The organism is Bacillus sp. EAC, from assembly GCF_002156875.1.
In the GTDB taxonomy this organism is placed as follows: domain Bacteria; phylum Bacillota; class Bacilli; order Bacillales; family Bacillaceae_G; genus Gottfriedia.
In genome coordinates this window covers 36,791-58,603 of record NZ_NCSY01000003.1, presented here as the reverse complement: position 1 = coordinate 58,603, position 21,813 = coordinate 36,791, and the positions used below count along the sequence as shown (strand labels likewise).

General features: G+C 30.6%; 22 protein-coding genes and 1 riboswitch. Of the genes, 16 read left to right on the top strand and 6 right to left on the bottom strand.

Translation table 11 applies throughout. The features are described from left to right. Positions 1-100: 100 nt before the first annotated feature. The 3 genes from iadA to B7R65_RS06530 all read left to right on the top strand — a co-directional run bounded on the left by iadA (position 101) and on the right by B7R65_RS06530 (position 2,969). Positions 101-1,270 carry a beta-aspartyl-peptidase gene (gene iadA / locus B7R65_RS06540; RefSeq protein ID WP_088041970.1) on the top strand — a complete coding sequence of 390 codons (1,170 nt, stop codon included), beginning with the start codon at positions 101-103 and terminating at the stop codon, positions 1,268-1,270. A gap of 496 nt (positions 1,271-1,766) precedes the next feature. Further along, complete coding sequence (gene tatA / locus B7R65_RS06535) at positions 1,767-1,949, top strand: twin-arginine translocase TatA/TatE family subunit (protein ID WP_088042142.1); 183 nt, start codon at positions 1,767-1,769, stop codon at positions 1,947-1,949. A gap of 177 nt (positions 1,950-2,126) precedes the next feature. Then, complete coding sequence (locus B7R65_RS06530) at positions 2,127-2,969, top strand: DegV family protein (protein WP_088041969.1); 843 nt, start codon at positions 2,127-2,129, stop codon at positions 2,967-2,969. Positions 2,970-3,146: 177 nt separating this feature from the next. On the opposite strand, the gene B7R65_RS06525 is transcribed toward B7R65_RS06530, so the two are convergent. Continuing rightward, entirely contained in the window at positions 3,147-4,097 is a 951-nt protein-coding gene (locus B7R65_RS06525) for an MBL fold metallo-hydrolase (RefSeq protein ID WP_088041968.1), read from the bottom strand. Positions 4,098-4,273: 176 nt separating this feature from the next. On the opposite strand from B7R65_RS06525, the gene B7R65_RS06520 reads away from it, so the two are divergent. Continuing rightward, complete coding sequence (locus tag B7R65_RS06520) at positions 4,274-4,855, top strand: SCO family protein (protein WP_088041967.1); 582 nt, start codon at positions 4,274-4,276, stop codon at positions 4,853-4,855. 115 nt (positions 4,856-4,970) lie between these two features. Here B7R65_RS06520 and B7R65_RS06515 read toward each other — a convergent pair whose 3' ends face one another. After that, entirely contained in the window at positions 4,971-5,453 is a 483-nt protein-coding gene (locus B7R65_RS06515; RefSeq protein ID WP_179194795.1) for an Hsp20/alpha crystallin family protein, read from the bottom strand. Between the two features lie 150 nt (positions 5,454-5,603). Here B7R65_RS06515 and B7R65_RS06510 point away from each other — a divergent pair, with 150 nt between their 5' ends. The 4 genes from B7R65_RS06510 (at position 5,604) to B7R65_RS06495 (ending at position 11,048) form a co-directional block, all read left to right on the top strand. Continuing rightward, positions 5,604-6,089, top strand: coding sequence for a GNAT family N-acetyltransferase (locus B7R65_RS06510; protein ID WP_179194794.1), 486 nt, complete (start codon positions 5,604-5,606; stop codon positions 6,087-6,089). A gap of 152 nt (positions 6,090-6,241) precedes the next feature. After that, complete coding sequence (locus B7R65_RS06505; protein WP_088041964.1) at positions 6,242-8,155, top strand: hypothetical protein; 1,914 nt, start codon at positions 6,242-6,244, stop codon at positions 8,153-8,155. Positions 8,156-8,491: 336 nt separating this feature from the next. Further along, positions 8,492-10,369, top strand: a complete 1,878-nt coding sequence (locus tag B7R65_RS06500; RefSeq protein WP_088041963.1) for a hypothetical protein — start codon at positions 8,492-8,494, stop codon at positions 10,367-10,369. Between the two features lie 118 nt (positions 10,370-10,487). Then, positions 10,488-11,048 (top strand): hypothetical protein, encoded by a 561-nt coding sequence (locus B7R65_RS06495; protein ID WP_088041962.1) that lies wholly within the window; start codon positions 10,488-10,490, stop codon positions 11,046-11,048. Positions 11,049-11,090: 42 nt separating this feature from the next. On the opposite strand, the gene B7R65_RS06490 is transcribed toward B7R65_RS06495, so the two are convergent. Beyond that, on the bottom strand, positions 11,091-11,282 hold the full coding sequence (locus B7R65_RS06490) for a hypothetical protein (RefSeq protein ID WP_088041961.1): 192 nt from the start codon (positions 11,280-11,282) through the stop codon (positions 11,091-11,093). 119 nt (positions 11,283-11,401) lie between these two features. After that, positions 11,402-11,869, bottom strand: coding sequence for a MerR family transcriptional regulator (locus B7R65_RS06485; RefSeq protein ID WP_088041960.1), 468 nt, complete (start codon positions 11,867-11,869; stop codon positions 11,402-11,404). Between the two features lie 245 nt (positions 11,870-12,114). Here B7R65_RS06485 and B7R65_RS06480 point away from each other — a divergent pair, with 245 nt between their 5' ends. Then, positions 12,115-13,476: a hemolysin family protein gene (locus B7R65_RS06480; protein WP_088041959.1), complete on the top strand. Its 1,362-nt coding sequence runs from the start codon at positions 12,115-12,117 to the stop codon at positions 13,474-13,476. A gap of 55 nt (positions 13,477-13,531) precedes the next feature. On the opposite strand, the gene B7R65_RS06475 is transcribed toward B7R65_RS06480, so the two are convergent. Further along, positions 13,532-13,921: a YueI family protein gene (locus tag B7R65_RS06475; protein WP_088041958.1), complete on the bottom strand. Its 390-nt coding sequence runs from the start codon at positions 13,919-13,921 to the stop codon at positions 13,532-13,534. Positions 13,922-14,175: 254 nt separating this feature from the next. Here B7R65_RS06475 and B7R65_RS06470 point away from each other — a divergent pair, with 254 nt between their 5' ends. Then, complete coding sequence (locus B7R65_RS06470) at positions 14,176-15,279, top strand: sensor histidine kinase (protein ID WP_088041957.1); 1,104 nt, start codon at positions 14,176-14,178, stop codon at positions 15,277-15,279. Between the two features lie 28 nt (positions 15,280-15,307). Here the strand turns inward: B7R65_RS06470 and B7R65_RS06465 are convergent, their stop codons facing one another. Beyond that, positions 15,308-16,081: a DUF4397 domain-containing protein gene (locus B7R65_RS06465; RefSeq protein ID WP_179194793.1), complete on the bottom strand. Its 774-nt coding sequence runs from the start codon at positions 16,079-16,081 to the stop codon at positions 15,308-15,310. Between the two features lie 188 nt (positions 16,082-16,269). Then, positions 16,270-16,370: riboswitch (purine riboswitch) on the top strand. A 29-nt stretch (positions 16,371-16,399) separates the two neighbouring features. Here B7R65_RS06465 and ade point away from each other — a divergent pair. The 6 genes from ade to B7R65_RS06435 all read left to right on the top strand — a co-directional run bounded on the left by ade (position 16,400) and on the right by B7R65_RS06435 (position 21,781). Beyond that, complete coding sequence (gene ade / locus B7R65_RS06460) at positions 16,400-18,127, top strand: adenine deaminase (protein ID WP_088041955.1); 1,728 nt, start codon at positions 16,400-16,402, stop codon at positions 18,125-18,127. Between the two features lie 461 nt (positions 18,128-18,588). Beyond that, a complete protein-coding gene (locus B7R65_RS06455; RefSeq protein ID WP_088041954.1) occupies positions 18,589-18,723 on the top strand; it encodes a YjcZ family sporulation protein in 135 nt (44 codons plus the stop codon). Positions 18,724-18,920: 197 nt separating this feature from the next. After that, a complete protein-coding gene (gene kamA, locus B7R65_RS06450) occupies positions 18,921-20,330 on the top strand; it encodes a lysine 2,3-aminomutase (RefSeq protein ID WP_088041953.1) in 1,410 nt (469 codons plus the stop codon). Further along, on the top strand, positions 20,320-20,619 hold the full coding sequence (locus tag B7R65_RS06445) for a YokU family protein (RefSeq protein WP_088041952.1): 300 nt from the start codon (positions 20,320-20,322) through the stop codon (positions 20,617-20,619). The genes kamA and B7R65_RS06445 overlap by 11 nt, the downstream gene beginning before the upstream one ends. Before the next feature lie 55 nt (positions 20,620-20,674). Continuing rightward, complete coding sequence (locus B7R65_RS06440; RefSeq protein ID WP_088041951.1) at positions 20,675-20,893, top strand: YozE family protein; 219 nt, start codon at positions 20,675-20,677, stop codon at positions 20,891-20,893. Between the two features lie 255 nt (positions 20,894-21,148). Further along, positions 21,149-21,781 carry a Type 1 glutamine amidotransferase-like domain-containing protein gene (locus B7R65_RS06435; protein ID WP_088041950.1) on the top strand — a complete coding sequence of 211 codons (633 nt, stop codon included), beginning with the start codon at positions 21,149-21,151 and terminating at the stop codon, positions 21,779-21,781. The last annotated feature ends 32 nt before the right edge of the window (positions 21,782-21,813 follow it).

Below are 21,813 nucleotides of genomic sequence, written 5' to 3'. Positions count from 1 at the left end.
CTGAATAATTGTCATGAAATAGTTTTTAATTTCTTATCACAATTTTCAAATTAAATATGATAACCTAATGTCATACTATTCAAGATTGCAGGAGGTTGCTATGATTCTTATTAAAAATGGTGAAGTATATTCACCCGCTTCATTAGGTAAAAATGATATTTTGATTTCAAATGACAAAATAGAGTTCGTTCATAAAGAAATTGATTTACATTCTTCATCAGTGCCTATACAAATAGTGGATGCAACAAACTATTATATTGTGCCTGGCTTTATTGATTCCCATGTTCATTTAATTGGTGGGGGAGGAGAAGGTGGGTTTAAAACGCGTACACCTGAGTTATTACTATCAGATTGTATTAAAGGTGGAATTACCACGGTTATAGGTGTAATTGGCACAGATGGAACTACACGAACGATGACAAGTCTACTTGCAAAATGTAGAGCACTTGAAGAAGAAGGTATTACATCATTTGTTTATACGGGATCTTATCAAACTCCAGTAAAAACGTTGTTCTCGAAAATTGAAGAAGATATTATTTTAATTGACAAGATTATAGGGGTAGGCGAAATTGCCATTTCCGATCATCGTTCGTCTCAGCCGACTAAACAAGAATTAGCCAGAATCGCCGCAAATGCGAGGAATGGAGGTTTACTTTCAGGTAAATCGGGAGTTGTTAATATACATATTGGTGATAGTAAAGCGATGCTCTCTATGATTGAAGAAATTGTAGAAGAAACAGAATTACCAATCACTCAATTTTATCCAACTCATATTAATCGAAATGGTTATTTATTTGAGGCTGGAATAAATTACGCGAAAAAAGGAGGTTATGTAGATTTTACTACAAGTACAATACCGCATTTTATTGATAATGGAGAAGTAAAGTGCAGTATTGGTTTAAAACGAATGTTAGAAAGTGGTGTAAATATTGAACAGATTACGTTCACATCGGATGGTCAGGGGAGCTTACCAGATTTCGATGAGAATGGTGAGTTAAGAGGAATGAAGGTCGGAAGAGTAAGTAGTTTATATGCTGAAGTTAAGGATGCGATTCTTAATGAAGGAATTGCGATCGATGAAGCAATAAAAGTAATAACAAGTAATCCGGCAAAAATATTAAAACTACAAAATAAAGGTCAAATAAAGAATGGTTATGATGCAGACCTAGTATTTTTAAATAAAAAAACACTTGAAATAGAATCTGTAATATCTAAAGGGAAAATCATGTATCAACTAGGGAAAACATTAGTAAAGGGTACTTTTGAGTAAACTAACTCTATTAATGAAAGGCTGTTTTATAAATGATTGTTTCTTTCTTTATTAAAATGCTCTTAAAGTAAACTGTAATATGGAAAATGATTCGAGCGGATGGTGCGAGACTCTTGTGGGAGTAGCGAGACAGATGAGACCCTGCAGGCGAACTGAGGAGGTCATAGGAGCATCATTGAGTTGAAATCTGCGAATTACTTGTTATTAGCAACAAAGTTTACGAAAACAGCCTAATGAAGAGAGCACATATTTTTACAAGCACCTCATTAGTATAGTTTCTATTAAAGTACCCCATACTATTAAAATCGACATAGTACTTTTATTGATTAATTCACTTAAAAATAATATTGTTATGTTAACTAGATTTAGTTTAGTTATTATTTTTATTAATTTTCCTTAATATTATTTGACGAATGGTGATATTTTTGACAATATTACTATATAAGGAAAGTAAGAATATTGATTACTTATAATTGTGGATGGAAGTTGGGGGAAAATAATGGCTAACATAGGCTTTCCAGGTTTAATTTTAATTCTAATCTTAGCTTTAATTATATTTGGTCCAAAAAAATTACCGGAAATCGGTAAAGCTTTTGGTGAAACACTAAAAGAATTTAAGCGTTCTACTCAAGGATTAACGAATGACCTTTTAGAAGATAAAGATGAAAAAAAGAAATAATAGATAAAAAACTCGGTTTTTAACCGAGTTTTTTATTTTGTAGATCATTAATAAAATTTAATGAGAATTTAATAATTAATGTTAAGTCTATCTAAAAGTGATATAATTAATTAACTTTGTTAAAAAAAAACGGCCTTGAAAGCCTCTAGAATTATTGAAAAGAGAGATGTGAATTAAATGGCAAACATAAAGATTGTAACTGATTCTACTGCTGATTTGTTATTAAAAGATATTGAAAATTTAAATATAACGATAATTCCTTTATCAATTCAAATAAATGGTGAAACGTATTTAGACGGAATTAATATTACTTCAAAAGAATTTATAGATGAAATGCAACATTCAAACGAATTACCCAAAACATCGCAGCCAGCTGTAGGAACATTTGTTGAGACATTTGAAAAGTTAACTGCTGATGGTAGTAGTGTTATTTCATTCCATTTATCAAGTGGTTTAAGTGGTACATATTCTACAGCATGTGCAGCTGCTAATATGGTAGACGGAGACGTAACAGTTATTGATTCCGAATTTATTACGCGAGCAATGGCATTTCAAGTGATTGAGGCTGCTAAAATGGTAAAAGACGGTTCAACAGTAGCTCAAATAGTTGATCGAGTTAAACAAATTAAAGATAACACTCACTTATATATTATGGTGGATACGCTTGATAATTTAGTTAAAGGTGGCCGTATAGGTAAAGGTAAAGCATTTATTGGTTCTTTGTTAAGTATTAAACCTATTGCATCATTAGAAGGTGGCGTATATTCACCTGTTGGAAAAGTCCGTAATCATTCACAAGTAGTTAAAACTTTAACAAAATATTTTGAACAAGATACAAATGGTAAAACCATTAAAGGTGTTGGAATTGCTCATGCTGATGCACCTGAAGTTGCAGAAGCATTAAAAGATTCTATTCAAAAATTAACCACAATTTCAATAGATCAGACGTATTATACGACTCCAGTTATTAGCACACACACTGGAAAAGGTGCAATTGGTTTTGTCTTTTATGCCGAGTAAAAAAACATATTCACTCTATTTTTTTCTTCAAATAAAATACGGTATGTTGGTATAAGTTATATAAAAAAGCTCAGAGAAAAAACTCTGAGCTTTTTATGTGATTAAATCTGATTAATACTGATTGAATTTTACATTCGAAAATTAAAGTATAGTAGACTCCATATTAATTTCAATTTACTATAAATACACTTTTTCTTTAATCTTTTGAATATGAGATGGTAAAATCGTTTCTCCTAATCGAGCAATTTTAAGTTTTTCCACGGGAATTAGGAGTTTTTGCCATTCATTTACTAAGCGATCTAATGCTTCTTTTGGTGTATCATCTGCTAATCTAAATGTGCCATAGTGCATGGGAATAAATAGTTTTGCTTTTAATTCTAGAAATACTTTGACTGCTTCCTCAGGAGACATATGATCATGTTTCATAAACCATTCTGGCTCATACGCACCAATTGGTAGTAAAGCAATATCAATCTCGAAACGTTTCCCAATTTCTTTAAATCCAGAGAAATAAGCACTATCACCTGCATAATATAAACATTCATCTGGTGTTTCGTATATAAACCCACCCCAATGCGATTTGTTTGTATCAAATAATGTTCTTTTCGTCCAATGTTGAGCGGGTACAAACGTAATATCAAGACCAAATAAATTTTTAGTTTCCCACCAATTCATTTCGATGACATTTAAATAGCCTCTCGTTGCAAATTTTTGTTTCAGTCCAATAGGTACCAAGCATAAGGTTGATTTTGGAAAATGACGAATTGTTTTAAAGTCTAAATGATCATAATGACCATGCGAAATACAAATGAGATCAATTGAAGGTAGCTCAGTTATTTTTAATCCTGGTTTAGACAATCTTTTAGTAAAACCCATTTGATTCGAATATACAGGATCTGTAAGTATATTGATGCCATTCAGTTGAAGTAAGAAACTCGAGTGACCGATCCAAGTTACTGATGTATCATTTCTATTTTTTTCTAAATAATTAACAAGTTTATTCTCACTTTGAGGAAGTTCACTGTAATCTTTTTGTTTTTTACTTCTTTCAATTCTCCATTTTATAAAATCTTTTAAAGAATTCCTATAACTTGGAGAATCATAGTTTTCATATCGTTTTTTCGCCATAAAAATCAACCCTTTCGAGAAGACAATTTGTTTAGATATGTATAAGTTTACATGTAATTTGTAAATAAATCATTTGATAACTTTTAAATTATTATGTTATTTAACTCAAATTATTAGAAAGGACCATTTGCATTTGGTACAATATACAGGTACTAAGCAACTTAGGGGGATATGATATGAAGAAGTATGCTTTTTCCATGCCAATTGTATTGTTTTTATGTTTAGCAATTTTAAGTGGTTGTGGAAATAAAATTCAAGATCCGTTAAATTGGGATTTAGAAAAATTTACATATAAAGATCAAGAAGGTAAAACATTTGGTTCGAATGATTTAAAAGGAAAAGTGTGGTTAACAGACTTTATCTTTACTAGTTGTGAAACTGTTTGTCCGCCAATGACTGCAAACTTCTCAAAACTTCAACGTAAAGCAGCGGAGAAAAAATTAAATGTTGATTTTGTTTCCTTTAGTATTGATCCAGAAGTTGATACGCCAAATTTATTAAAAACTTACGCTAATAAATTTGATGCAGATTTAAATAATTGGCATTTTTTAACTGGTTATTCACAAAATACAATTGAAAAATTTGTATCTGAAAACTTTAAGACAATTGTAAAAAAACCAGAAAATAATTCTCAAGTTATCCATGGGACAAAATTCTATTTAATTGATCAAAAAGGAAAAATTGTAAAAGATTATAGCGGTGTAAGTAACGTTCAGTTTGATGAAATTTTATCGGATATTGAAAAGCTAACAAAATAAAAATAAAAAACACCAAGCATTCAATTGAGGAATCAACTGAATTCTAAATAACAAAAAATTATAAAAAAAGAGTCAAATAGAAAGAGCACCGATCAAAGAAAGGTGCTCTTTTTATTTATTTATCTAAAAAGATTTGTTTTTGGTATTCCGGAAGTTTTGTACCTTTGATGACTAGCATTCCGTTTTCATAAATCGCAGATGCTGTTGTTGCATTGATTGGGAAAGGTAGTTTTACAATTCGCTGAGATTGACTATACGAATATTTTTTATAAGAATAATCCATTTGGTCATTTTGTATTTCTTGTGTTGTATCATTCTTTAAACCAATTGTTAAAATTGATCCTTCAATATCCATATAAATTTGTTCTTTACTTACCCCAGGTAAACTTGCTTGAATGACCAATTCGTCACCATTTTCAATCATGTCAATACCGATTGAGGAAAATACGCCATGCTTGTGAAAGAATTTATCGATTTCATCAAATATATTTCGGATTGGTGATTGATCAATTAATTCATCAACCTTTTTAATATAATGTTGAAAATCGATAGATGATGATTGCTTTTCATCTTGAGTGTTTTTATCTTTTTCACTCATCTTCATACCTCCTTACATTCTGACTATCGCAGTATATGAGATTACTAAAAATACTGTGCATGTTTCTTCTCATAAATCATTTTGATAGAAATTTATTTGTAAAACATTGTAAAATAGAAGAAAGTGAAAAAGATGAAAAGGGGATTACATATGAATATTTCAATCGCAACTCAAGAAGATGTAAAAGAAATCGTAACAATTTATAATGATGCGATCCTTAATACTACAGCAACATTTGATACAAAGACAAAAACATTGGATGAAATGTTACAATGGTTCGATAAGCACTCAGATTTATATCCTGTAATTGTTTCCAAAGAAAACGGAGTTGTAACTGGATATTGCTCTTTAACACAGTTCAAAGAAAAAGATGCTTATAAGCATACTGTTGAATTATCTGTCTATATTCATCCCGAACATCGCCGTAAAGGGCTTGCAAAAGCATTGATGGTTGAGATGATTAAGGTTGCAAAAGAACTAGGTCATCATACCATTATTTCATGTATAACAAGTGGTAATGAAGTGAGTGAAAGGTTACATGAAAAACTGTCATTTGAAAAAGTTGGTCATTTTTATAAAACAGGCCAAAAATTTAATCAATGGCTTGATATTGTTTATTATCAAATTATGTTATAAAAAAATAGTAAAAATGCCCAGAGTACTTAGTTCTGAGCATTTTTTTTTGATATAGGCTTAAGTAATCAAGGTGAAATAGATGCGAATAATCATAAATATCGAATAAGAAACGTAAAATGTATGAGGAATGTCGGAAAGTGGGGGAAATGACTTTGAAATTAAAACGCGCATTGACCCAGAAATTATCGAAAAAAATTCATAATTTTTTATTCCTAGGAAAGATCGTAACAGAAAGAATAGTCGACCAAGAAAAGCAAAGCTTATTGTACTATGAGGACGATGATCATATTAGATTTTATATCGAATGTTTATCGCCAATACCACAAAAGATTAAAGCGAGTTTTTCAACTCAAGAAGTACTATTTGTAGGAACAACTGCAAATAAGAATAATGAAAGTAAAATAAAACCACTAATTAAGCACAAGAAAAAAGATGATATTATCGAAGGGTTAAAAAAGATATTTGATACAAAACTAGTATTATTTCGTCTTGAATACGCAAATGAAATAATTACAGCTGATTTAGTAGATTTCTTTGATGGAAAAAGAGATACGACATATCAATTAATTCCAGTCATCGAGCTTCGCGGCGAGGGTAAACGTGAGGAAGTTGAAAATCGTTTAATTAAAGGCTCTTTACCTATTCATTTACCAAAATACTATAATGATTTTGATCAACCAGAGTTTGTATTTTATGATAATAGACTTTATGGAAATTTATTTCTTAAATCTATGATGAATGATATTAGTTATTTAGAAAAACAAAATCAAGTAACTTACCTAGAATATAATAATGAAGAATTAAACTCATTTATTCATTCCAATCATTTAATCTATTTTATTCCCCAAAAATATTGGGAAGAATTGAATAAAACATTCAAAAAGGAAAGTAAAGAACTGATCTATACTCAAGATTTTACTGAGAAACAGCCGTTTCCGGATGAGTGGAGTATCGATACGAATGAAAATGCATTTATTGAAAGATTTTATCAGAATTGTCTTCAACAAGGGCTTTTATATGAAAGAAAAGACTTAATTAATTTTCATATTTGCTGTAAATTCCAAGCATTAACAATATTAGGAGGAGTAAGTGGTACAGGTAAATCACAATTAGCTCGAATCTATGGTGAAACACTCGGCTTGGAATTTGGAAAGGAATTATTATTTGTTCCTATTACTCCTTCCTATAGGGAACATTATGATTTATTAGGCTATTTAAATCCTTCAACAGGCATTTATATTGATTCAGAAACAGGTATTACGAAACTATTAATCGAAGCAGAACAATTTCCTCATCGAATGTATATGGTTATCTTTGATGAAATGAATCTTTCACAAATTGAGCATTGGTTTAGTAAATTTTTATCTATTTTGGAGATGCCTTCAGATAAAAGATTTATTACACTATTCCATGATCATAATGTTGTCATTAATCAATACTATAAACCAAAAGTGAAGATAGGGAATAATATCATATTTGTTGGAACAGTAAATTTTGATGAAACTTCAAGTGAGTTTTCGTTAAGATTACTTGATCGTGTAAATATTATTTCGTTAAAATCTACTTCATTTGTAAACTACTCTGAAAGAATGAGCAATGAAAATATTTATGAAAATGTTCCACAAATCTATATTAATGCCGAGTCCTTTAATGATTGGACGGTACAATCTGAAAGGTCAACTGAGCTAACAGTTGAAGAACTGAAGTTTTTTGATGAACTAAATAATATAGTTGAAGAATCGCTAAGTGAGAGAATAATTTCTCCACGTATGATAAAGGATCTCTCTAATTACTTAGCAAATATTCCTATTCTACCTACACACAATCAATTTGAACGAAAAGAAGCGATTGATTTATTTGTCAAACAGCGGGTTTTAACAAAAGTTAGAGGATTACTAGCTAATTTAGAGGAATTGATTGGAACCGGTGAAAATAATGACCAAGAAGGTTTATTGATCTTGTTAATGCAGTCGAAGCTCGGAAAAAGTATATCAGATTTTGATAATTCGATAAGTGAATTAAAAAAGAAAAGAAAGCAATTAGAAATTGATGGATATGTTAATTAAAAGCTCTTTTCTAAAAGAAAGTTGTTTATTAAAAAGGATTTGTTAAAGCAGTCGGTATAAAGAAGATGATTATTGGAGCAAAATGTACAGACTTATTTAATAGCAGAGAGGGGTAGTAACACCCCTCCAGCTATTCGACTTAGGAAACGAAGTTCCACCGAAAACTAGCATCCTGACGTGGAAATCTATAAATCTAGAAGTATAATTCCAACAAGAATTAGGAAAATAGCATAAATTTAACGTGAAATAAAAAAATAGTTTTACATTGCTCAAAATGTTAAATATTTATTAACTTATAATTCAGCGTTTAGTTGATTTTTATGAGGAGAAAATATTATGTCAATTAATCAGTACACAACTGAAATTTGTGATGAAGGTTTCATACTTCCATTTGTTCTTTCAATTCGAATCGGGACGCGTGGGAAGGAAGAGAAGATTTCATTAGATATTTTAACAAGACATGCAAAAGATGCTTATTTATTTACGTATGAAATCCAAGAATTAAAACGTTTCTTTTTTCAAATTGATGGAGATTTTGATGGGAAAGTTACATTTGTTTGGAATAATTTATATCATTTTCAACAAGAGAACTTAGATGACCAGCAATATATATTTACAACTGAAACGAAGAAAATATTAATCTATGAACATGGGAAAACGGAGAATGCCTATCCGTGGAGATGTGGTTTCTATGAGTTTTGTATTATTTATCAAGAACAACGCTTTTATGGAATGGTAAAAATACTACCGAAAAATTTAGAATATGATCAGTTAGAATGGATGCATTCAAATTTAAATCAACAAATAAATGGTATTATGAACGATTCACAATTCTTTAAAAAGTCATCTGCTACATTAACTCAAAATGGAACAATGTATTTCTGGCCTATCATTCGTTTTATAGAAGCAAATGAGGAAAGATTGCTAGTTGCCATTCAACAGTTCAAAAGTAAGCTTAAACGAAAACAAAAGAAGGTTTACGAATTACAAAGAAAAGTCACGAAGCTTGATTTTACAACATTGAGGTGGAATTTAATCCATCCAGCAATTTCAAATGCTACGAATTTAACAATGCAGCCTGTCGTTCAAGAAGAAAACTATTTAGAAGAAATTAAATATGCCAAAAATAAAGTTAGGAAGTTTATCCTGACAATTGAAACTCTATTAACTTTTGTAAAGTATGAACTAATGAAGGATAAAAAGAAAATGGATCAAATAGATTATCAAGTGCAAGATATCGAAAAAATGATGCAGAATGTAGTAGGGAATGGTTCAATCACTGATCGAGAAAAAGCGAAATATCGTCAGTCTAAACTACTAAAAGAAATAGAATTAGAGAAATTGCAAAAAAGTGTAATTGAAAAAAAGAGAATTACTACTTCACTTGATAATCTATATGAAGTATATTTTAGGGAATATACTTTAGGTATTTTTCGTGCTGCTACAGATTCACTGACTACAAGATATCCTACTAGTCCATCAAAAGTATTTTTGAATTTTGTTCATTCATTAAGTCTATTTGATAAAAAGGTAAAAGAATATGGCAAAAAGCAGATGCTATTACCAGTCTATAAACCAACATTTTTATTATATGAGTATTTTGTTTATTTCTCGTTATGTAACTTGTTTTTGAAGCAAGGATATGAAAATATAGAGGATCCTTTAGCTGAACAAATATTAATGCATGTAAAAGATGATGAATTGATGGATGGTGCATTTGTAAAGCTTGAAAATAAGAATTGGATAATCAATTTAGTATTTAATGAAATTATTGAAGGTAGTCCACAGGTTTCATTATTAAAAGGAACGAATTTTTTTAGTGGTGAAGAATCGAAAAAACCTGATATTCGGTTAGACTTTTTTCGGAAATCGAATAATGAATTTGCGGGCTCAATTATCTTTGAAATCAAATATAGTCCGATGTTTAACATTTATCAACCTGTTGGCAATACAAAGGCTATGGAGCAAATGTATAAGTATTGGGGCTTAAAGTATGTTGAACGAGTTAATGGGAAGCTTAACTATGCTAGAAAGCCAATCCAGGAAGTAATCTGCTTATATCCAGGTAGTAATGTTCATCGAAAAGTTCTAGAAGCTGGATGTGGAACATATATTCAGTTTTATCCAAAGAAAAAAGGTGAGGATAATTATGAGCTAATTGGTGAAAAAGAATTAATTGAGATAATTAACCGGACAATCGTAAATATTTCGTAAATAAGTACAAAAAAATAAATGTATGCGTTTACAAATATTAGAATATTTTGTTAAAATATTAAAAACGAGAATTTATCTAAATGTTAATATGACATTTAAATACAAGGATGGGGTTAATGTGTTTCGTATTATTCATACAAAAGAAGAGAACTTTTTATTTGACGAACTTTGGGGAGATTTTTGTGAAGAAAACGAAATGCCTTTCTTAAAAAGAGATAATCAAGTAACTCGATATGGTATATGTGATTCCGAAAAAAAGCTGATCGGAACGATTGAATTCGATAAATATCAAGTTGGACCAGAAAATAAAAATGAATATTATTATAATTTTTCAGAGAATAAATACATTAAATATATTCAAAATGAAGAAATCTATGAAATTAGTAAGCTATTAATAAATCGAGAAAATCGAGGGAAGGGTTTCTTTAAACAGATACTTTTAGCATGCTATGACCATGCGAGTAATAATAATGTCGATTGGTATATTGGTACAATAAATAAAAGATTGTATATGTTTGCTCGAAGTGTAGGGTTTAAAATTCTGCCAATCGATGAATATTTTGAAATTAGTGATGACATTATTGCTGTGCCATTTTTATTAGACATTCAACATGCTACTAAGCTATTAAAGTATTCTGAGGAATTTAAAGAAATTTTAATGTATTACGACAAAAAATAAAAAAATCAAAAACTCAGGTTATTTCTACCTGAGTTATCGATATTATTCTTGTCTAAGTACATTTGCTGTACTATTTGTTTGATTATAGGCATTTTGACAAGCCTGTAATGCTTGTTCAATGAGTTCATGATTATGTGGTTTTTCAACAGTATCAAGGGCAGATTGAAGATTTTCAACAGCATGTTTGATGGCAGTATTTGCATCTTCTGTATATTGTCGTGCATTTTTTTGCATGGCAATTCCTCCTTTTTTATCATTCGAATTTATTTTCACCAACAATCCATTAAGTATGTAAAAAAACGTAGATGAAAACCATCTACGTTTTTTAGTCAATGTTTATATGTCTTACTTAATTAAACTCCAAATATTGATAAAATTGCAAAGCGTTTTTTCGGTTTAAACGCAACGATCTTTTTTTGATCATCCAATTCGGATTTTAAAGATTTTACAGTTTCATTTAAAAGAATAATTTCATCTTCAAGTTTGACAACGAATTTTTTTAAATCTTCAATTTCTCTACGATGTTCAAGCACCTGAACAGATACAACTTCATTTGCTTTCGTTTCCATCTTAGCTTCGAGATTCGTAACATTTTTTATTAATTGTTCTATCTGAAGAATATACTCGCGATCTAATTGATTTGAATCATTAGTTTGAAGCGTACTTTCATGCGCCTTTTTAATTTGATTTATTTGTTCTTCCGTAAATAAATAAGAGCCAGTTGATGATTTCTCTAAAGTAAAATTCTCTTTTTTTGAATAATATAAAACCTTTTTATTTGTTAATTGTAGCTGCTCTGCTACTTGAGAGGTCGTTAACATTGTCATTCCTCCTCTAAATGGTTTATATACATATCATTCTTCTAATGAAAATTGATTTCCTTCATGATTGACAAAACTAGTGCTGACTCGTCAAAACTTCTTATATTCTGTTCGATATACATTATTTAGTCGAATTCAAAGTTGCATAAAAAAAATTTGATAACAAGTTCTGTAACTGAATATACTAAGATAAGCCTGAGTTAGAAAACAATTAGAGAAGAGGCTTTCTACTTCCAAATGGAGGGATGAAACAGTTGTTAGGAATAGGTACTAAATTACTATTAGTTGTTGTATTAATTGCTTTCACAGCATTTTTTGTAGCGTCGGAATTTGCAATTGTAAAAATCCGTAGTTCTCGAATTGATCAGTTGATTGGTGAAGGAAATAAAAAGGCTCGAGCTGTTAAGAAAGTGATTACGCACTTAGATGAATATTTGTCTGCATGTCAATTAGGTATTACCGTAACAAGTTTAGGTTTAGGTTGGTTAGGAGAACCGACAGTTGATAAGTTGGTCCATCCCATAATTGGAAAGTTTAATTTACCAACTGCAGTTAATGGTACAATTTCATTTTTAATTGCATTTGGAGTGATTACCTTTATTCATGTAGTTGTCGGGGAGTTAGCACCAAAAACCGTTGCAATTCAAAAGGCAGAAGAAATTACGATGCTTTTTTCACCGGCATTAATTCTATTTTATAAAATTACGTATCCATTCATATGGTTATTTAATAATTCAGCTAGGCTTGTTTTAAAGATATTTGGTATACCTCCAGCATCAGAACATGAAGTGGCTCATTCAGAAGAAGAATTACGAATTTTGCTATCTGAGAGCTATAAAAGCGGCGAAATAAATCAATCTGAATTTAAATATGTAAATAACATCTTTGATTTTAATATGCGAGTTGCAAAAGAAATAATGGTTCCTAGAACAGAAATGGTCGCAATTGACATTAGTGTTCCGTTTGCTGAAAATATCCAATTTATGAGTACAGAAAAATATACACGTTTTCCAGTTGTTGATGGGGATAAAGATCATGTAATTGGTCTCATAAATTTTAAAGATGTTTTTACAGATTTTGTCCTACATAAAGGGGAATCGGAAGTAAAAACACTTGAGCAATATATCCGCCCGATAATTCAAGTGATTGAATCAATATCAGTCCATGATCTATTAGTAAAGATGCAACGCGAGCATATCCATATGTCTATATTAGTTGATGAATATGGAGGAACATCAGGACTAGTTACGGTTGAAGATATATTAGAAGAAATTGTTGGAGAAATTCGAGACGAGTTTGATGTGGATGAAAAAGAAGATATTTATAAAGTAAGCGAAAACAAGTATGTAATTGCAGGGAAAGTATTAATTAGTGAAGTAAACGATGTATTCAGTTTAGATATTGATGATACGGATGTTGATACGATTGGTGGTTGGATTTTAACTGAAAATTTTGATGTTCAAGAAGGAGATTCAACAAAGATAAGTAATTATACGTTTAAGGTGTTGAAAATTGATGGCCATTATATAAAATCCATCGAATTAATAAGAGATCCGTCTACAAAAACAGAGCAAGAGCAAATAGAAAATAGCGCAACAGAATTGTGAATTACAATGTTGCGCTGTTTTTATACGATTCAATAAAATTTCACATACCGAAATGTTAAAACTTCGTTGAATTATAAAGTGCGTCTTTAATGAAGATTTCACTTTTATCAACAGCATTTTTATGCGTCACAACAAGCCCGATTGGAGTAGGATGTGGTAAATTATTTACAAGTGAAAATTGAATATTATTTTTTTTGGCTAATTGAATATATTTTGAAATTGCAGAATAAGGAAGAGTACCATTTAGTAATAAAGTAACATTTTTTATTTTTAATGCAGGTTCAATATGTTGATAAATTGCATTTGCCATTACTTGACTAGTTGTTAATGCAATTTCAATTCTTTCACGTATTGTCCCTAAATAAATATTGCGTTCTTCTATTTTTATTTGCTTTTCCCCATAGATACCTTTAATTAAATAATCTTCAACATTATTTCCAGCCATCGAAAAACCTACTTTCAATTTTTAATTTAATTGTATCTAATCTTATCGTATTCTCTACATCACATTATTGACATTTTTGTATACTTTTAGTTCAAAGTTACTGTATAGACCAATTCCAATTATTCAAGTAGAATTAAATTTATAGGAGATTAATAACAATTTAAACAGTTTTTGTTAATATTACTTAACGAATATTTAAAAATTTGTTACTATTTAAATTAAGTAAGTTTAATCAGGGGGTGTTCCTTATTGATATGTCTATAGAAAGTAAATATAGTGCTTTCATTCAAGAAAATATGCCAACATTAGTTAAGAATTGGGTTTCTCAAGCATTAATTGGCGAAAATGATCCATTTAAATCAGAAATTATCATTAATGGAACAAAATTGATCGAATTTACATTATTATTCGTAGAAAATAAAATTAATGAAGATGAAGTAAGAGAATTATCGAATAAAATTGCTGAGGAGCGTGCTCAAGCAAGCGTAAATATAGGGGAATTTGTATACAATTCGAATATTGGAAGAAGTGAGTTATTTAAACATTTAGCTGCTTTTGGTGAAAGTATTACTGTACTTCAACCTTTAATTGATAAAATCAACTATGTTTTTGACCAGTTTATTTATTATACTGTAAAACGATATTCATACATAATTAATCAAGATATTCAAGAAAAGAAACAATTTATTGATGAGACTCATAAAGAGAGACTGACCATACTAGGGCAAATGTCAGCAAGTTTTGTTCACGAATTTAGAAATCCTCTCACATCAATCATTGGATTTGTCAAACTTCTTAGATTAGATCATCCTCAGTTAAAATATTTAGATATTATTGATCATGAATTACATCAATTAAACTTTAGAATTGATCAATTTCTACATGTATCAAAAAAGGATCAAGATCAAGTTGTTGAGTATTTTTTAATTAATGATTTATTTAAAGATATTACGGAGTTTCTATATCCAAGTATTGTAAATTCGAACGTAATTTTACAAGAAGGATTATCTCAAAACATATACATACCTGGCTTTCGAAATGAATTACGTCAAGTTTTATTAAACATATTTATGAATTCAATTGATGCGCTTGCAGAAAATGAAGGCCAAAAAATTATTCAATATCAAGTAGCCGATTTAGGTGAGAATGTGGTTATTCAAATTCGAAATAATGGACCGAAAATTAACGAAGAGAGTATTCGGACAATTTTTGAACCATTCGTTACGACTAAAAATCACGGCACTGGTATTGGTTTATTCGTATGCAAACAAATTATTGAAAAACATGAAGGTGAAATAAAATGTCTTTCAGATGATCAATGGACTTCATTTTATATTACACTTCCAAAACGAACATAAAAAAACTCGGATGAATTTCCGAGTTTTTTTAATTGACTTTAAACACGTCAATTTTTGAATCACTATATAATAAGTCAACAGCAAAAATATTATAAAGTTTGTTCTCTCCAAATTTCGATTTGTATAAGGGGAATAGAATCGTTTTTGTACCTGATAAACGAATTTCTAAGTTTACAGTCATAGGTGTTAATGTAAGATACTCTGAAAAATCGTTATATTTAAGATTAGAAAATACGACATCTCCCTCGCCTTGTTTAACTGCTAAATCAAGATTTGGATTATTTTTAGCTAAATTGATAAAACGAATTTTAGTCTCTCCATACGTTAAAAATGTATTATCAATAAGCGATAATAACGAAAGATCATTTAATTCACCATTCGCTGCAATTGTATAGAAATGATTTGAGTCAACATCTATTGACTTAGATAAAACTTGTTTTGGAGTTTCACCCGAAGTGAACAGATCAATACGATGCGTTCCTGAAGAAATAGGAATGTAGAGAGTAGTACTTTTAAAAGGTAACTTTGTAAAAGACTTAATGCCATCGATGTAAACTTCAAGAAGAGGTGCTCCTGGAGATGCATGTAAAAGCCTTATATAAGATAAATTTTTTTGATGTTCAATTTTAAAAACTTGTGAAGGCTGTAAATTATTTGTTTTGAACTTTTGAATCGAATCATAATGCCTATAATAATATTGAACGAATATATTAGTTCTTGTACTTTGCTTAGTTTTGAAGACAAATTGATCAGTAAAAGAACGTTGAAAGATTGAATTATCTCTTTGAGTTGTAAGATTCAAACGATTACCTCCTAAATAGACCTTTCCAATAGAAATCCTATTCACTAAAAAGAAAATTATGAATTATTTTATTTTTTAAGTTTTCTAAAATAATAATTGATTTTTATAGTCATAATTTAATAGAATACTTTTAATATAGATTTTTAAGACAATTAAATATAAGCAAATTAAGTTCTTACACTTTTATTGAAAAGTGTTTCTTAATAGCTCGTATAATTTTGGAAATAGCGGTCCAAGAGTTTCTACCAAACTGCCGTATAGTTTGACTACGAGAGATATGACAAAACATCATCTCTCCTATTATTAGGAGGAGTAAAAATGAACTTACACGAAATGAAAGCATCTACTAAAGCTGAAAAGGCAGATTTCCTTATTAAAAATGGGAAAATACTAAATGTATTTACGAAAGAAATTATAGAAGATTCTATTGCGATAACAAATGGAATGATTGTTGGAATCGGTGACTATGAGGCAAATCATGTCATAGATGCACAAGGTAAGTATATTTCACCAGGATTTATCGACTCACATGTTCATATTGAATCGTCAATGGTAACTCCAAGTGAATACGCTAGAACAATACTCCCACATGGTGTAACGACTGTTATCACTGATCCACATGAAATCGCCAATGTATTGGGCGTAGAAGGAATTCAATTTATGCTAGATGCATCTAATGAAATACCTTTAGATGTTAGAGTAATGCTTCCTTCATGTGTTCCTGCAACATCACTTGAACGTGGCGGAGCTGTTTTATATGCAGAGCATTTAGAGCCTTTTATAAGTCATCCTAGAGTGCTCGGTTTAGCAGAAGTAATGGACTATCCAGCTGTTATGAATATGGAAAAGCAAATGATCGATAAAATCGAATTAGCACATAAATTTCAAAAGCCAATCGATGGTCATTTAGCTGGATTATCTAAAAATGAAATCAACGCCTATTCATATGCAGGAATTTTAACGGATCATGAGTGTACAAACGTGGAAGAAGTTATTGATCGACTTAGAGCAGGGATGTATGTAGCTTTAAGAGAGGGTTCTGCAGCAAGAAATTTAAAGGACTTGTTACCCGCTGTAAATGAAGGTAATGCACATAGATTGATGTACTGCACGGATGATAAACATTTAGATGACTTAATTAGTGAAGGATCTATTGATTACTGCATTCGTGAAACAATTGCTTTTGGGGTATCTCCGTTAACTGCTTATTCGATGGCAACTTTAAATCCAGCACAATGTTATGGATTAAAACAAAAAGGTGCAATCGCACCAGGTTATGAAGCGAATTTTGTATTCATAAATGACTTGGAAAAAGTAGAAATAACAGACGTGTGGTGTAAAAATGATTTTGTTGTTCAAGGAAAAAAACTTAACGAATTATCAATTAAACGAGAACAAACTAAACTGATTACAACTTCAATTAGCCTTGGTGAACTTAAACAGGAAGATCTAATATTAAAATCGGATGGGCAGTCTTTTGCAAATATTATCGAGATAAAACCGAAAAGTATTGTAACGAACCATATCGTTGAAAAAATACAATTAATCGATAATCAGTTTTTTGCAGATGAAAAAGAAAATTTATGTAAAATTGCAGTAATTGATCGATATCACGCAGAAAAAGAATTGGGATTAGCGATTGTAAAAGGATTAAATTTAAAAGAGGGTGCGATTGCAACAACGATTGCCCACGATTCACATCAATTAATTGTTGCTGGAATGAATGATGAAGATATGATGCTTGCCATTAAAACAATCGAAGAAATGAATGGTGGTATTGTAGTCGTTTCGAATGGGAAAGTGCTTACTAAGCTGTCACTTCCAATTGGGGGGTTAATAAGTAATCAATTTTCTGAAGAAGTAGAAGCAAGTCTGAAACTAGTAGAGAAGGAACTCTTAAAAATTAGACCTGACAACTCGTTCAATGCATTTTTAACATTATCATTTCTTGCGCTTCCAGTTATCCCTAGTATTAAAATCACAACTAAGGGTTTATTTAATGTATGCTCATTTCAATTTATTCCCGTGTTCATAGATGAAAAATAAATGCTCTTTTTTAAAAGATTGTTGCTTTTAAAAAGGTTTCTTTAATGAATTCAATAAATATAGAAAATGATTGAATCGAAAGGTGCGAGACTCCTGTGGGAGTAGCAGTACAGATCACACCAGCAGGCGCATTTGCGACGAGGAGGCTCAGCGCCCGAGCCACGGAAAGGGAGCATCCTGTAGTGGGAATCGACAAATACCCATCCTAATTAGAACTATGTTTACAAAGAAGACATCATATATACAAATTATACGTATAGACTCCTTTTGGGGTCTTTTTTTTTTTTGTTAGTTGATTGCAAAAAAATTAATGATTGATGACTCACTACATTTTTAATAAGCAGAACACATATCTAATTAATAAACCTAAAATTAGGCTTGAGCCTATTCACATATAGTTTAATCATTTCATAACTTAAATAGTGTAATAACATATTACCTATGTGAAGGAGGCAACACTCATGAAAGGTTACTCACCTTATTATGGCGGAGGCTATGGTGGCTGGGGATGCGGTGGATGCGGCGGTGGATTTGCGTTAATCGTTGTATTATTTATTCTTTTAATTATTATCGGTGCTACTTTTGTAAGAGTTTAAAAAACATTGAGCGTCAGCCACAGAAACCGACTAACAAACCGTTAGTCGGTTTCATTGTGCTTAATTGAGATAAGCCTTTTATTTTTTTTTGCATTTTCACCTTCTATTTGCTAAATGCATATAAAGTAGTAGGTATATAACTAGAAAACTATTTAAATGTACACTTTGGCAGTCCGATTGAATAAGGAGGACCATGAATGAAAAATCAGCTTTATAAACCACAAAGGCATTGGAAAGATATCCCCTTATGGAAAGATGTAACAGATGAGCAATGGAATGATTGGTTATGGCAATTAACAAATACAGTTAGAACATTAGACGATTTAAAACAAGTAATTGAATTAACAAAGGATGAAGAAGAAGGAGTAAAAATTTCTACTAAAACAATTCCATTAAATATAACACCTTATTACGCTTCCTTAATGCATCCTACAGACCCCCGATGCCCAATTCGCATGCAATCTGTACCAATAAGTAAAGAATTAAATAAAACAAAATACGATGCTGAAGATCCATTAGGCGAAGATGATGATAGTCCTGTATCTGGGTTAACTCATCGCTATCCAGATCGTGTACTGTTTTTAGTAACAAATCAATGTTCAATGTATTGTCGCTACTGTACAAGACGTCGCTTCTCAGGTCAAATTGGAATGGGAGTTCCCAAAAAACAATTAGATGATGCGATTTCATATATTCGTCAAAATGAGGAAGTTAGAGATGTGTTAATTTCAGGCGGAGACGGATTATTGATAAATGATAATATTTTAGAATATATTTTAAAAAATTTAAGAGCAATTGATCATGTTGAAATTATAAGAATTGGCACGAGAGCTCCTGTCGTATTCCCACAAAGAATTACCGATAATTTATGTGAAATTCTAAAAAAATATCATCCTGTTTGGTTAAATACTCACTTTAATACAAGTATTGAGATTACTGAAGAAGCTAAAAAAGCATGTGAAATGTTAGTAAATGCGGGTGTTCCTGTAGGTAATCAATCTGTTATTTTAACTGGAATAAACGATAGTGTTCCGATCATGAAGAAGCTTGTTCATGATTTAGTCAAAATAAGAGTAAGACCTTATTATATTTATCAATGTGATTTATCTGAAGGCATCGGGCATTTTAGAGCACCAGTTGCAAAAGGGTTAGAAATTATTGAAGGATTAAGAGGGCATACGTCTGGTTATGCAGTTCCTACTTTTGTTGTTGATGCACCAGGTGGAGGAGGTAAAATCTCACTTCAGCCAAACTACATTGTGTCTCAAAGTAGTAAAAAAACCGTTTTAAGAAATTTTGAAGGCGTTATTACTTCTTATCCAGAACCTGAAGCGTATACTGAAGATACAGCGGAAGATTATTTTTCTCTTGTTTATCCTGACTATCTAGAGAAAGCTGCAAAAGTTGGAATTGCTAGTATAATGACTGATAAAATTCAAAGCCTAATTCCTTCTGATTTAGAACGAATGAAGAAAAGAGAGCAATATCAAGAGGACCCAACTCATATCTCATTAAAGAATAAACGAGAAAAAAGGGATGAATTAAAAGAGAAAAAATACAAAGCTCAAATTCAAAAAATGGATGGAAGTGAGAAGAATGACGAATAATTCATTAAAATGTGATTGGTGTGAGGAACTTAATTTACAAGAAACAAAAGCTGTAGTACATTGGGAATTACCAGATGGCTCACGTGCAATTACAATAACAAATGTGCCGTCATATTATTGTGACCATTGTAAATTTTCGTATCAACGTGAAGATTTAGTGAAAACCATTGAAGATCAATTATTTCTGATTTCGACTGAATTGCTTCCAGTCTCTGTTTCATTCGAAGAATTAATGAAGCAACCAAGATTATTAAAGAGAAATTATTTTGACTTCTCATCATTTAACTAGTATTTTTAAGTTAATAACTAATGAAATAAATTTATTGTAAGGTAGAGGGAGTATCATGAAAAAGTCATTTTACCACTATATGATGAAACATCGAAACTATAAAGTGCCAACTGATATTGGATTATTTGCAGATCATCTTTTTAATGATCACTCTTTTCCGAAACAATCAGAAGAATATGATGAGATAAGTTCATATTTAGAATTGGATGGAACATTCCATATGCCAATGAGCATATTCGATAAAGCATGGAATTTGTATGAAGAAGATGTGTAAGATACAACTTTTGTTGTATCTTTTTTTTATTTAAGTCTCATTTCTAAAAGATCTTTTAAAATAGTGTTGTTCTAAGTTGAAAAATTCGCGAGATGGTTTCTTTTTAAATCCATGCAGGGAATTTATGTCACATTGGCGAATAGAAAGATATATTTTAGCGGACCAGTTTGATTTACTATAAGAAAGTAGATTAACTAATTCGCATGTTTAATTGACCAAATAAAATTGAAATGTTTGTTGGGGTAGGGGAAACGAATGGCTAAATTATTTCTAACTTCATGCGGTTTTCTAACTGAAGAAATAAAAAATCAATTTATAAAGTTACTTCCTGAAAACAGAACTGGCATGAAAGTAACGATTATCACTACAGCTTCAGTGCAACAAAAAAATAAGAATAAATATATTCAAAAAGCGAAAAATGATTTTCAGGAAATGGGATTTAAACAAGTGGAATTCATGGATATTGAGTTTGAAGAACCAACACGATTAAAACAATATGATGTAGTATATATTGCTGGTGGAAATCCTTTTTATCTTCTTCATCACGTAAGAAAAAGTGGTGCAAATGAAATTTTAAAAGAGATGACAAGAGAAGAAGTTTTAATTGTAGGTGTAAGTGCAGGTTCAATGATTTTAGGCGATAACATTCAACTTGCTCATCTTTTTACCTCAGATATCAACACAGTTAATATGACGGATTATACAGCACTGCAATTAATAAATAGAAATATCTTCCCGCATTACGATCGAAATGACTTATTTTCTGATGGAAGTGAGGAAAGTATTGAAGAAAGGCTACAAAATTTTGAGGCGAAATATCAAAATAAGATACTAAGATTAAAAGATAATGAAACAACAACAATTAGTTTAACGAATAAAAGAATCTAGTATAATCGGCACGACCTTCACTTGTAAGTTAA